13 protein-coding genes are annotated in these 12525 nt (G+C 65.6%); 5 read left to right on the top strand and 8 right to left on the bottom strand.

The window, feature by feature from the left end:
• Positions 1 to 4: 4 nt before the first annotated feature.
• Positions 5 to 697, bottom strand: a complete 693-nt coding sequence (locus tag AC1DPX_RS12200) for a winged helix-turn-helix transcriptional regulator (RefSeq protein WP_477236853.1) — start codon at positions 695 to 697, stop codon at positions 5 to 7.
• Between the two features lie 176 nt (positions 698 to 873).
• Between AC1DPX_RS12200 and AC1DPX_RS12195 the strand changes: the two genes are divergently transcribed.
• Positions 874 to 1200, top strand: a complete 327-nt coding sequence (locus tag AC1DPX_RS12195) for a DUF1330 domain-containing protein (RefSeq protein WP_183461306.1) — start codon at positions 874 to 876, stop codon at positions 1198 to 1200.
• 115 nt (positions 1201 to 1315) lie between these two features.
• The gene (locus tag AC1DPX_RS12190; RefSeq protein ID WP_477236851.1) at positions 1316 to 1852 is read left to right on the top strand and encodes a hypothetical protein; all 537 of its coding nucleotides are present in this window, start codon (positions 1316 to 1318) and stop codon (positions 1850 to 1852) included.
• An 84-nt stretch (positions 1853 to 1936) separates the two neighbouring features.
• Here the strand turns inward: AC1DPX_RS12190 and AC1DPX_RS12185 are convergent, their stop codons facing one another.
• Both AC1DPX_RS12185 and AC1DPX_RS12180 read right to left on the bottom strand, forming a co-directional pair.
• Positions 1937 to 2920, bottom strand: a complete 984-nt coding sequence (locus tag AC1DPX_RS12185; protein ID WP_477236849.1) for a phosphatase PAP2 family protein — start codon at positions 2918 to 2920, stop codon at positions 1937 to 1939.
• A 352-nt stretch (positions 2921 to 3272) separates the two neighbouring features.
• Entirely contained in the window at positions 3273 to 3719 is a 447-nt protein-coding gene (locus AC1DPX_RS12180) for an ester cyclase (RefSeq protein ID WP_477236847.1), read from the bottom strand.
• A 232-nt stretch (positions 3720 to 3951) separates the two neighbouring features.
• Here AC1DPX_RS12180 and AC1DPX_RS12175 point away from each other — a divergent pair, with 232 nt between their 5' ends.
• On the top strand, positions 3952 to 6051 hold the full coding sequence (locus AC1DPX_RS12175; RefSeq protein ID WP_477236845.1) for an EAL domain-containing protein: 2100 nt from the start codon (positions 3952 to 3954) through the stop codon (positions 6049 to 6051).
• Between the two features lie 84 nt (positions 6052 to 6135).
• Here the strand turns inward: AC1DPX_RS12175 and AC1DPX_RS12170 are convergent, their stop codons facing one another.
• Positions 6136 to 6330 (bottom strand): hypothetical protein, encoded by a 195-nt coding sequence (locus AC1DPX_RS12170; protein ID WP_477236843.1) that lies wholly within the window; start codon positions 6328 to 6330, stop codon positions 6136 to 6138.
• 255 nt (positions 6331 to 6585) lie between these two features.
• Here AC1DPX_RS12170 and AC1DPX_RS12165 point away from each other — a divergent pair, with 255 nt between their 5' ends.
• Complete coding sequence (locus AC1DPX_RS12165) at positions 6586 to 7305, top strand: 3-keto-5-aminohexanoate cleavage protein (RefSeq protein ID WP_477236841.1); 720 nt, start codon at positions 6586 to 6588, stop codon at positions 7303 to 7305.
• Between the two features lie 5 nt (positions 7306 to 7310).
• On the opposite strand, the gene AC1DPX_RS12160 is transcribed toward AC1DPX_RS12165, so the two are convergent.
• A complete protein-coding gene (locus tag AC1DPX_RS12160) occupies positions 7311 to 8831 on the bottom strand; it encodes an AMP-binding protein (protein ID WP_477236839.1) in 1521 nt (506 codons plus the stop codon).
• 45 nt (positions 8832 to 8876) lie between these two features.
• Entirely contained in the window at positions 8877 to 9692 is an 816-nt protein-coding gene (locus AC1DPX_RS12155; protein WP_477236838.1) for a p-hydroxycinnamoyl CoA hydratase/lyase, read from the bottom strand.
• A 114-nt stretch (positions 9693 to 9806) separates the two neighbouring features.
• Here AC1DPX_RS12155 and AC1DPX_RS12150 point away from each other — a divergent pair, with 114 nt between their 5' ends.
• The gene (locus tag AC1DPX_RS12150; RefSeq protein WP_477236836.1) at positions 9807 to 10271 is read left to right on the top strand and encodes a MarR family winged helix-turn-helix transcriptional regulator; all 465 of its coding nucleotides are present in this window, start codon (positions 9807 to 9809) and stop codon (positions 10269 to 10271) included.
• Between the two features lie 53 nt (positions 10272 to 10324).
• Here AC1DPX_RS12150 and AC1DPX_RS12145 read toward each other — a convergent pair whose 3' ends face one another.
• Together AC1DPX_RS12145 and AC1DPX_RS12140 are read right to left on the bottom strand one after the other, a co-directional pair.
• Positions 10325 to 11458: an NAD(P)/FAD-dependent oxidoreductase gene (locus AC1DPX_RS12145; protein WP_477236834.1), complete on the bottom strand. Its 1134-nt coding sequence runs from the start codon at positions 11456 to 11458 to the stop codon at positions 10325 to 10327.
• Between the two features lie 50 nt (positions 11459 to 11508).
• Positions 11509 to 12504 carry an ornithine cyclodeaminase family protein gene (locus tag AC1DPX_RS12140; RefSeq protein WP_477236832.1) on the bottom strand — a complete coding sequence of 332 codons (996 nt, stop codon included), beginning with the start codon at positions 12502 to 12504 and terminating at the stop codon, positions 11509 to 11511.
• Positions 12505 to 12525 lie beyond the last annotated feature (21 nt).

Genomic DNA, 12525 nt, shown 5'->3' with positions numbered 1-12525 from the left:
TCTCCTACGCCGCGCGCTTGGGTTCCACCGCGAACGGGCTCAGCCCGAGCCATGTCTGCATCTTCCTGCCGATGGCCTGGTCGCCGGTCAGCGAAACCTTCGCGCCCGCCTTCTCGACGGTCAGCAACCCCATCCAGATTGCCGTCATCGTGTGCAGGTCGGTCGAGACGTAGAGGTCGACATCGAAGCCCGGATCGTACCAGCACAGGTCGACCTCGCCGTGCTTTTCGACGATCAGCCACCATGAGCGTTTGGACGCCGGCAGGTCCTGATACAGGAATTGTATCACCGTGCGCCCTTCGGGGAGCGGCGAGGGGTTCAGATTGCGCCGCATGTCCCACATCAGCAGCGACGGATCGAGGTTCTTGAGCGACAGCCGGGACTCGACCCATTTCTGCCCCCAGAACCCCATCGCCTCGACGACGGGGCGCAAATCACGGCCGGCCTCGGTCAGCCGGTAGTCGAAGATTCCCTTCTCGCCAGGGATCTCCTTGCGCTCCACGATCCCCGCCAGCTCCAGCTCCTTCAGCCGTTGCGACAGAAGGGTCGGCGACATTTTGGGGACGCCGCGGCGCAGATCGTTGAAGCGGGTCGAACCCGCCACCAATTCGCGCATCAGCACCATCGTCCAGCGGGTGCACAGCACCTCGGCGGCCATCGATAGCGGACAGAACTGCTTGTATCCGTGCTGGGTCATGATTGGTGCTCCTCCCTCGAAGCCGGCCGAACATTAGGCCTTCATGAATGAAGCGGCCAGTACGGAAACTGTACCACCCCAGTACAGATCGCGGACTGGTTGGCGAGGGGCCGGCCATGCGAGCCCTTCGGCCGGTTGCACGGGATACCCCTGTGCGCCGCAACCAGGAGACGACCATGACTGCTTACGTAATCGCCGACATCAAGATGAAGGACCCGAAATGGGTGCCGGAATACGCGGCCTCGGTGCACGACATCGTCCACAAGCATGGCGGCAAATATCTGTCGCGCAGCGGCAATGTGAAGACGCTTGAAGGCAAGCCGCTCGACACCACGCTGATCGCCCTGATGGCGTTTCCGTCGGAAGCGGCGGCGCGCGCCTTCACCAACGATCCGGCCTATGCGCCTTTCGTTTCGGCGCGTCAGGGCGGCAGCGACAGCCGCTTCCAGCTGATCGACGACACCGATCTGGCCGGAACGATCCCGTATCTGCCGAAGGGATGACCGGCATTCGCCGCGACGTTCCCGGGATCTCCAAGCAACAACAGTCACAGCGCTTGCCTGCCGGGCCTCCGTATTTTCGGCGGCCAGCCAGCTGTGCTTTTTCAAGCAGAATGGAATGGACATGATATCAAATCTTCGCAACAGGCTGGTCATGGCGGGGGCCATGCTGGCCGTCTGCGCCCCCCTCGCACAGGCGCATCAGGAAGCGGCCGAAGCCRCGTCCGGGCCCAATCCACTGGCCGACAAGGTGCGGGCGGCCAACAGCCGGTTTCTCGACGTCAAGGCGGCGACAGAAGAGGGCTATGCACCCATTCCCTGCGCCAGCGGCATCACCGGCGGCGCCATGGGCATCCACTACGTCAACGGCCAGTACCTGAAGGACGACAAGATCGACATCGCCCGTCCCGAGGCCGTGATGTACGAACCGATGGCCGACGGCCGGCTCAAGCTGGTGGCGGTCGAATACATCACCTCGAAGGGGCCGGCGTCGCTGGATGGACAGTTGTTCAACTTCAACAGCGCCCCCAACCGCTACGGCCTGGGTGAATTCTACGAGCTGCATGTCTGGGCCTGGAAGGGCAACCCGACCGGCACATTCGCCGACATGAACCCGAAAGTGTCGTGCGAACACATAATGGCGCCGAGCCAGTAGGCAAGGAGGCCAGGCGGCGTTGACGGCCGCCTGGCCTCTTGCGAAAGGTAGTGGAGTGGTTCGGCGGGCCTCAGGCAGTCCCGGTTATTGCGGCGCCGGTTCGGGCAGCGGCAGGCGTATCCGGGCGGTGTCGCGGCTCGCTTGCGGCAGAACGAAACGCCCGATCAGGTACCAGATCGCGGACACGACAAGGATCGAAAGATAGCCGTCAACGGCATAGTGCCAGCCGGTGTAGACCGAGCCGAACAGGATGAGCGCCGCGAAGGACCAGCCGGTCACGGCCCAGCGGCGCCCGAAACCGCTCAGGAAGAACGCGTTGAGCGTGACGAAGGCGACATGCATGCTCGGCATGGCGGAGATGCCGCCGCCCAGTTCGGGGTGGCCGCTTGTGTAGGCTGTGAGCAGATAGCTGGCATACATATGGACCGGCGCGGCGTAGCTGTTGCGCGCCAGGGAGGTCTGCAAGGCGGCAAACCGGTCGCCGCCGTAGAACTGGTCATGGAATATCGGGCCGGCGGACGACAGCGCCATGGCCAGAACGGTACCGCACAGGATCGTGGTCAGCGCGAGCGCCCACAGATAACGCAAACGCGCCGCCGGGTTGTTCCAGAAGGCGACGAACAGCAAAGTGCCGAACCATTGCAAGTGCCAGCCATATCCGTAACCGATGAAAATGACGGCCGAGATGGGTTGGGGAACGACGCGGTGTGTCCATGTCCAGGGATCGGCGCCATGCAGTGCGACATCAAGTTCCGCCAGCATGCGGTCGGCATAGAATGGCACGATCTCCGGGATGGCGATCTTGAAGGTGGTGAAGGCGGTGATGCCGAGAAAGAACAGAAGGATAACTGGCGCGGCGCCCAGCCAGCGCTGCCTGAGCATATCGAACATGAACCTTGTCGGGCTATGCCTGGCAAATGTCAGCGCCACGACGCCGAGGCCGGCGGCAAGAAGCGCGGGCAGGAAGAAGACGAACGGCTCGGCATAAGATTGCGCCAGGTGCAGATAGCGGCTTGGCTGCATGCAAAGCGCGGCCAGCGCATAGGCCAGGCATAGGGCGGTCAGCATCCAACCGCTCCTGGTCGCAGCGATGTCCAGGTCGAAAACGGCAAGCGGCCGGCGTTCGCCGTTCCGCTGCGCGGTGTGCGCACTCATTGAGGAAAACCCCGCCAGCTGCCCAAGCATTAACGGGGGGTATTTCGCCGATGAAGTATTACTATTCAATTACACTTTGAGGATGGAGAAATACAAATATTGGATGTTTATAATTACTCTTGTTTCGTCAACGGTTCGTTGACGAAGATGTCATGGCTGAATGCAGAAGTAGTGTCTGCGCCGGAGCGGTTTCCAAACCCGAAGGGTTACCGGGCTTCGATCGTAATCGAAGCGGGCCATCGCCTGGTCGGCGATGGCCCGCGGATCAGGCGGCCTTGATCAGGCCGAGCTGGGTCAGCGCCGCGACGCCGTCGTCGAGGCCGATCTCCTCGACGATCCTGCCGTCGATCACCTTCAGCACCGTAGTGCCGGTGAACCGCATGACGCGGCCGGTGGCGGCGGGCAGCGAACCGACGAGGAAATCGCCGAAAGCCGCGCCGGTATGCGTGCCGCCACCCTCCCACTGGCCGACGACATAATCGCCCTCGGCGATGAGATCGGTGGCCCAGAAGTTGAGATCCGGGAAGGCGGCGCGGAAATCGGTCATGAAGGCCTTGATGTCGTCGCGGCCCCGGCGCGGCTCGTGCAGCGAATATTTGAGCAACATCTCGGGCGCGGCGATGTCGTCGACGACGGACAGATCGCAGGTTTCACCCCAGAAGTCGGTGAACCATCTGACGACGACGGCCTTGTTGTCTTCCTGTTTGGTCATTGGGAGGTCCTTTCATGTTTGGCTGGGGTCATCGGTGCATCGGTCGCGCCGGTGACCTGAGGCATCCCTAGGACCATCGGGAGAGCGCAAAACTCCGGTTCTTGCCGGCCAATCGAAAGACGGGGCGCCCGAAATGATGCAGGCGAGAAGGCATGCATGCCGCGTCCCGGTAACTGTTTCTTCTCTGGTTTTGCCGCAGATTGCCCGCGGGTGGAGCAGGCGAAAACAGACGATGGCGCGTCAAGGCAAGAAAAGTCGCAATGGAGCGTTCTGGGCCAAGGCCCTGGAGCGCGCGCATCTTGGCGTCTGGGACTGGGATCTTCGCACCGGCGATTGCTTCTATTCGCCGACCTGGGCGCGAATGCTGGGCTATGAGGAGGATGAACTCGCCAACACCAGCGATTTGTGGCTGCGGCTTACCCATCCAGACGATCGCGAGCGGGCGCTGGCCAGCGGCGACCGCCACATTGCCGGGCTGACCGATGCCATCGAGACGGAATTGCGGCTGAAGCACAAGCAGGGCCACTGGGTCTGGGTGCTCGACCGCGGCGGCATCGTCGAGCGCGGCGCGGACGGGCATCCGCTGCGGCTGATGGGCGTGCAGACCGACATTTCGAAGCAGAAGGCGGCGGAAGCCGCGCTCGAACAGGTCAATGTGCGTTTCCGCCTGGCACTCGCCGCCAGCGGCACCGGCATCTGGCACCACGACATCGCCACCCACAAAAGCTATTGGGACGCTCGCACCCGGGACATATTCGGCCTCGTTGCCGACACCGACGAGGTGACCGCCGATCTTTGGCACAGCTTTCTGCACCCGGACGACAAGGAAGCCACCGAGCGGGCGCATTTGCCGACCCCCGGCTCGGACGCGGTCACCGCTTCGCAATATCGCATCATCAAGCGCGACGGCGAGATCCGCCATGTCGAGTCGCTGGTGCGTTACGTCGCCGCGGCGGGTGCTGCCGGCCAGGTTCTCGGCACGGTGCGCGATATCACCGAGGACAAGCTGCGCGAGCAGGAGCTTGCGTTTGCCGCCCGCCACGACGCGCTGACCGGCCTGTGGAACCGCGCCGCCTTCGACAGGCTGCTTGCCGACCACATTGCCACGGGCGTGCCGCTGGCGGTGTTCTATGTCGATCTCGACTACTTCAAGGCGCTCAACGACTTCGCCGGCCATGCCGCCGGCGACCTGGCGCTGAAGAGCGTGGCGGCGGGCATTGGCCGCTGCCTGCCGCCTTCGGCGCATGCGGCGCGGCTCGGCGGCGACGAGTTCGCCCTTTTGGTGCCGCATTGCGACGCCGCGCAGGCCGAGCGGCTGGCCGGGGCCATACTGGCGGCCGTGCGCGGCGCCGATCTCGGCCTTGCCGCGACGGCGCGCCGGCTCGCGGCAAGCATCGGCATCGCCATCGTCAACGACCGGGCAACCACGGTCGCCGATGCGCTGGCCTGCGCCGACGACGCCTGCTATGCCGCCAAGGCCGCAGGGCGCGACCGCTTCGCGGTGTTTTCGGCCGAGGCCAATTCCGGCGGACTCAACGCGGCGCGGCTCGCCGCCGACACGGTCGACGCCATGGAGGACGGAAGGCTGAAACTGTTCGGCCAGGAGATCCACCGGCTTGGCCGGCCCTGGCAGGAAAGCCGCCATGTCGAGGTGCTGGCACGTCTTGCCGGGCGCGGCGGCAAGCTGATCCCGCCCAGCGAATTCATCCCGGCGGCGGAGCGCTTCGGCATAGCCGCCAGGCTCGATCGCTGGATCATCCGCACCGCGCTGTCGCGGCATGGCGCGGCGATGAAGTCCGGCGCGATCACGCTCGGCTTCAACCTGTCGGCGCAGACGCTGAGCGACCCCGGACTGTGGGACTTCGTCGACAGCATCATCGAGGAGACCGGGGCGCCGCATTCCGGCATCGGCTTCGAGATCACCGAAACCGCCGCCGTCACCAATTTCGACGCCGCCGAGACATTCGTGCGCAAGGCGCGCGAGCGGCGCTGCAAGGTCAGCCTCGACGATTTCGGCGCCGGCATGAGTTCGTTCGAATATCTCAGGCGCTTTCCGGTCGATGCCATCAAGATCGACGGTTCCTTCATCGAGCACATGGCCGAGAGCCGCTTCGACCGCGAGATCGTCTCGGCCATATCAGGCATTGCCCGCAGCGTCGGCTGCGCCGTCGTGGCCGAGAAGATCGAGCAAGCCGAGACGCTCGGTATCCTGCAGGCGATGGGCGTCGATTTCGGCCAGGGTTTCCTGCTCCACCGGCCCGAACCGCTGGAGCAGATCGTGGCGCGCGCGACCGGGCCGGCAAGCGGAGCACAAGCCCGCAAGGCGTCCTGATGCATGTCGCCCAAAAGTGCGTAGCGGTTTTGGGATAAACGACATGCACAAGGCAAAGACTTGAAGCGCGTCGACGCGCTTCAATCAGGCTGAGTGCCGCGCCGCCGCTTGCGGAAAGTCCAGCACCCCGGCGTCGGGCCGCCTGTATTGTGCTTCCGCCACCATCTCGATCAGCAGGTCGAGCGCCTCGCATGCCGCACGGCTGGTCTCGTCACTGCCGCGCAGATAGTGATAGGCGCGTTCGAGATGGATGCGGGCGGCTGAAAAATCGCTGGTCAATGGTTCCCTCCATGATCCCGCCCTAATGTATCTTGGCCGGCCCGGCGGAATGTCGGGTAAATATCCACAGGCGGTTTTTATTCAAATGCCGCGAAATGGCGCCGAAGAGGGAGCGGCGGTGGGACTGCCAATCTCCCCCACAAGGGGGGAGATCGCCTGCTTCACTGGCCACGCTGTCAGGAGTGAAGTCTCCCACTCTTTGCCATGCCTTGCGACACGGCTAGACTGCCGCCTCCCTTGTCAGAGGTGACATGCATGATCGTCCAGGCCTGCATCAATGGCGCGCGTCCGTACGATTTCCACCCGAAGCTGCCGCTCGATGCAAAGGCCATGGCCAGCGATGCAGCAGCCTGTGTCGCGGCCGGTGCTGGCGAGCTGCACATCCATCCGCGTGGCGCCGACGGGCGCGAAAGCCTGGCCGCCGTCGACGCGACGGTGCTGGCGGTGCGCCTGATCTGCCCGGGCACGTTGACAGGCGTGTCGACCGGCGCCTGGATCGAGAACGATGTCGCGCGCACCCGCGCGGCGATCGCCGGCTGGCGCGAACTGCCCGACTATGCCTCGGTCAACCTGTCGGAGGCCGACGCGCCCGCCGTGATGGAGCTGTTGCGGCAACGCGGCGTCGGCATCGAGGCCGGGCTCGCCACCGTTGCCGATGCCGAGCGGTTCGTCGGCCTTGCCGGCCACAACCAGGTGCTGCGCATCCTGATCGAGATCGATATCCAGGATTTGTCCAAGGCGCTCGACGAGGCACACGGCATCGCCGCCGTGCTCGATCGCGCCGATGTGCGGCGGCCAATCCTGCTGCACGGCGCCGACGCCACTGTCTGGCCGTTCGTCGATCTGGCGCGCAGCAAGCGCTGGTCGACGAGGGTCGGGCTGGAGGACGGCAAGATGCTGGCCGATGGCAGAGTGGCGAAGGACAATGCGGAGATCGTGGCCGCGGCCGTCGCTATTTTCCGGTCGGGCGGCTGAAGGGCTCAGTCCTGCCCACCGGCGGGTGCTGTCCAAGTGCGCAAAATGTGTTTCTGGATCTTGCCGGATGCGGTGCGCGGCAGCGCGTCGGTGAGCAGGAATTCTCTCGGCACCTTGTAGCGGGCGATGCGGGCGCCGCAATGGCTTGCCAGATCGGCCGGATCGACGATGCATCCGGGCTTCACCACGACGAAGGCGCGCCCGACTTCGCCCCAGCGCGCGTCGGCGACGCCGATCACGGCGGCTTCGGCGATGCCGGGATGGTCGAGCAGAACGGTCTCGATTTCGACGGGATAGACGTTTTCTCCACCGGAAATGAACATGTCCTTGCGACGGTCGACGAGGGTGACAAAACCGTCCTCGTCGCGCCGCGCGATGTCGCCGGTGCGGAACCAGCCATCGGCGGTGAAGGCGCGCTCCGTCTCCTCCGGCCGGTTCCAGTAGCCTGGCGTGATCGAGGGCCCGGACAGCCATATCTCGCCAGGTTCGCCGGCCGCGACGTCGCGGCCATTATCGTCGACGATGCGCAGGCCGATCGTTGGCGCCGGCAGGCCGGCCGCGCCTGCCTTGCCGGCGATGCGGCCGGCCTCGACCGGCATGCCAAGCACCGTGCCTGCCTCGGTCATGCCGAAGCCGTCGGCCATGCACACGCCTTGCGCCAGCCACCAGTTGATCTCGGCGGCCGGGTTGGGCGCGCCGCCGGTGAAGATGGCGGTGAGCGAGGTCCAGCGCGTCGGCGTGAAGTCGGGGTGGTCGCGCAGCATCCTGGCCATCTGCGGCACACAGAAATAGTGGGTAACGCCAAGCGCCGGATCGGCGAGGCGGCGATTGGTGGCGCCGGCATCGAAACCGGGCGAGATCAGCACCGTGCCGCCGTGAAGCAGCGGCGGGCGCAGATTGGTGATGAGGCCGATGACATGGAACATCGGCGCGTCGCAGAGGAAGATGCTGGCATTGCCGACACGGCCCAGCACGCCGAAATTGACCGCCGTGGCAAAGGCGTTGCGCTCGGTGACGATGACCCCCTTTGGCCGGCCCGACGTGCCGGACGTGTAGAGGATGATCGAGGGCGCATCGTCGGCGGGCAGGGGACGGCGCGGCGCCGGCGCCTCGGCCTCCACCGCTGCCGCGAAGGTGCCGACATCGACAGGGATGCAGCGCCCCGGCAACACCGCGTGCAAGGCGGCGTCATGCAGCAGCAGCGCCGGATCGCAATCGGCGAGGATCGCCTGCTGTTCGGCACCGGCGAGCCGCCAGTTGACCGGCACGAAGATGGCGCCGAGCCGCATTGCGGCCTGCTGCAGGATCAGGAGGTCGGCGCTGTTGCGGGCAAGCGTTGCGATCCGCTGCCCGGGCCTGACGCCGTAGCCGCTTTCGAGAACGCGCACAGCGCGCTGGATGGCCTCGTCAAGCGCGGCATAGGTCCAGCGCCGGCCGGAGGCGAGGTCGACGCAGGCAACGCGGTCCGGCTGGGCACCGGCATGCAGGGCCACCGGATCTGAAGTCGTCAAGGCCGGCATGCGCATCTCCTCCCAGATTGCGTCGGTGGCTCGCGTCGTTGGCTTATCGCGTCATCTGGCCTTGTCGTAGGCGCCGAGGCCGGGCTTGTAGCTCTTTTCGTCGATGAACTGTCGGATGCCTTCCTTGCGGCCCTCATTGTCGTGCGAGTTGGCTGCCTCCTGCGCCCGCACCAGATAATCCTCGGCATTGTCGTAGGTCATTTCGCCGACGCGGCGGATGGCGTCCTTGGTCGCCTTCAGCGCGATCGGGTTCTTCTTCAACAGGATGTTGGCGACCTCGGTGACCCTCGCCTTCAGCTCGGCCAGCGGCAGGCTTTCATTGACCAGCTTCCAGGCGGCGGCCTTCCGGCCGTCGATGAGTTCGCCGGTCAGCGCGTGATACATGGCGTCGCGCATCGACAGGAGGTCGACCACCACCTTGGTGGCGCCGCCGCCGGGCAGGATGCCCCAGTTGATCTCGGACAAAGCGAACTGCGCCTCGTCGGCGGCGAAGGCGAGGTCGCAAGCGAAAAGCGGGCCATAGCCGCCGCCGAAACACCAGCCATTGACCATGGCGATGGTCGGCTTGCCATACCAGCGCAGGCGCCGCCACCAGCCATAGGCTTCCGCTTGCGCCTTGCGCACGGCGCCGAGACCCTTGGCTTCGGTCTCGCGGAAATACTCCTTGAGGTCCATGCCCGCCGACCAGGCGCTGCCTTCGCCCGACAGCACCAGCACGCCCACATCGGCGCGGTATTCGAGTTCGTCGAGGACCTCCATCATGCGCCGGTTGAGCGCCGGGTTCATGCAATTTCGCTTGTCCGGCCGGTTGAAGCGCACCCAGGCGATGCCGTTCTCGACGTCGAAGGCAACGGTCTCATCGGTCATGGTCGGCATCCTCCCGTTCCATTTGGAAATTGCTATGGAGCATAGCTATCTCGATTGCTATGTCGCATAGTCTTTTTCGCTTGACAAGGGCCGGCATCGCGGCGATCGGTTGGCATGGACGAAACCCAGCTTCACCCCGGGCCAGACATGATGTCCGAAGACGGGCTCGATGCGCAGATCGGCTACAATCTCAAGCGCGCCTCGGCCTTCGCGCTCAATGATTTCGCGGTCGAGCTGACCGATGCGGGCCTGCGCCCGGTCACCTATGGCATGCTGGCGCTGATCGATGAGCGGCCAGGCATCCGCGCCGCGGAACTGTGCCGTCTGCTCGGGATGAAGAGCGCCAACATGGCGCCGCTGCTGGCCGAGCTGGAAGAGCGCGGGCTGGTCGAGCGCGACGACCATGCCGAGGACAGGCGCGTGCGGGTGCTGACGCTGACGCCGGCGGCCAGGCAGGCGATGCCGGGCTGGCGGCGACAGGTTCGCCGGCACGAAGACAGGTTTCTGCAAAGGCTGACGAAGAAGGAGCGTGCGACGCTGCTGCGCCTGCTGCGCCTGATCTGGACGGACGAAGATTGAGGCTGTTTAGCTGGTTTCCCGTCCCAGGCTGAGCAGCAGCGGCAGTGTGGGTTTCATGGCGTCATCGCCGGGACCAGGAAACGGTCGGGCGACAGCGCCGCGGCGGTGACGCCGAGCGCCACGACATCTTCCGGCAGGGGCTCGCCTCGCATCAGCGCCGCGCTCAGCCTGGCCAAGCTCAGCGACACCTGAAAACCGTAGCCGCCCTGACCGCCGAGCCAGAAGAAGCCGGGCAGGCGGGGGTCGAAGCCGGCGACCGGCGTGCGATCGGGCGCGAAGGTGCGCAAGCCTGCCCATGGCGTCGACGGCCGGCCGATGCGCATCGACGTCGCCTGCTCGATGCGGTCGACGGCGATGGCGACGTCGAGGTCTTCCGGATACGCGTCGCAAGGCTCGGAGTCGGTCTCGTCGGCGAGCGAGCCGATCAGCCTGCCGGCGTCGGGTTTGAAATAGAACTGTTCGTGCAAGTCGACCACCAGCGGCCAGCCGGCAATGTCGGTGCCCGCAGGCGGGTCGAACAGGAAGGCGGTGCGCCGCTTGGGCTGGAAGCCGAGGCCGGAAAGCCCGGCCAGGCCAGCGACGACATCGACCCAGGCGCCGGCGGCGTTGACGACGATGTCGGCTGAATAGACACCGGCGCTCGTCTCCACCCGCAGGCCGCCGCCGTCGCGCGAGATGGCGCGCACTTCCTCGCCGGTGCGGATCAGGCCGCCGCCAGCCTTTAGCGCCGAGGCACAGGCCGCCAGCATCTTGTCGGTGTCGACATCCACCGCGTCCGGCTCATAGGCGCCGCCGCAAGTGGCTTCAGTGGCAATGACGGGAACCATAACGTGGAGCTCGGCCGCCGACAGGCGGCGCACGCTGGGCACCAGCGCCTGCAATTCGCCGGCCAGCTTGTCGATCGCGGCGCCGTCGCCTTTCCAGCCGACATGCAGCGCGCCGCGCCGATGGGCAGCAAAGCCGCCCTCGATGATCGCCTGCCGGCTGGCCAGCGTCAGAGCGCGCACCAGCCGGTTTCCATAGGTCTCGGTGAACAAGGCGGCGGAGCGGCCGCTAGCGTGGTAGCCAAGATGCGGCTCGCGCTCGAGGACGGTAACGGAGGCCCAATCCCGCATGGCGGCGGCCACCGACAGACCGGCAATGCCACCACCGATGACGACGATTTTTTGGGGAGGATTCGAAAGCATCCAGCACTCCTAAAAATGATTTCGTATCCAGTCAAACGGCGCGACCGCTTCTACAGGGCCACGGTCCGCCCCAATCCCCGCCGAACTGCCTCGCGATAGGCAAGGTCGGCCGCCACCATGTCCTCCATGGCGACGCCCATGGCCTTGTAGACGGTGACCTGGCCGGGGCCGGTCCTTCCCGGCCGCTGCCCAAGCAGCATCTCGCCGAGCTCGGTTCCGGTTTGCGGATCGATGCCATTGAGTTCGCAGGAGCCGACCGGCGTCGGGGCGAAGGCGTCCCTGGTCTCGACGAACAGGCTGGCTACGCCGACAAGCTCTACCGGCAATTCGCCGCCGGGCGGGGCGACGCCCACCGACGAGACATGCGTGCCGGGCCGCACCCACTCGGCCGAAATCACCGGCTGGTAGGAATGCGTTGCCAGGCACACGACATCCGACGAGCGCACCGCGGCCTCGACATCGCTGACGGCGACGACACCCGGATGCCGTGCGGCCAGTGCCTGCGCGTCCGCGAATTCTTTCGAGAAGACGCGGATTTCGGTGAAGTCCCGCACCAGCGGCAAAAGGTGCAAATGCTGTCCGGCCTGCACGCCGGCGCCGACCACCGTCGCGACCCTGGCGTCGCGGCGGGCGAGTTCGCGCACCGAGAGCACGGCCGAGCCGGAGGTGCGCGCTGCGGTGATGTAGGTGCCGTCCATGACGCAGACCGGCATGCCCGTTTCGGGGTCGAACAGATGGATGGTTGCGAGATGGCTGGGGATCGCCCGGGCGATATTGCCTTCGAAGACGTTGACGATCTTCACCGTCAAATGCATGCCCGCCATCCAGGCCGGCATCGCCAGCGAATAGCCGGCCTGGGGAATGTCGAGCTGCGGCCGCGCCGGATTGACGATCTTGCCGCCGGACAATGCCTTGAAGCCCTCTGCCAGCGCATCGAGAAGCTGGCGCGGGTCGATGCATGTTTTCACCTCGGCCTCGCTCAGGATGAGCACAGGTATGTCGCCCTTGGTAAGGGCATTGCGGGAGGTCGGTGTGGCTGATGTCATGGGAATTGCCTCGGTCGGGTT

It is taken from the genome of Mesorhizobium sp. 01N446 (genome assembly GCF_056399285.1).
This window is presented reverse-complemented; position numbering and strand designations above follow the sequence as displayed.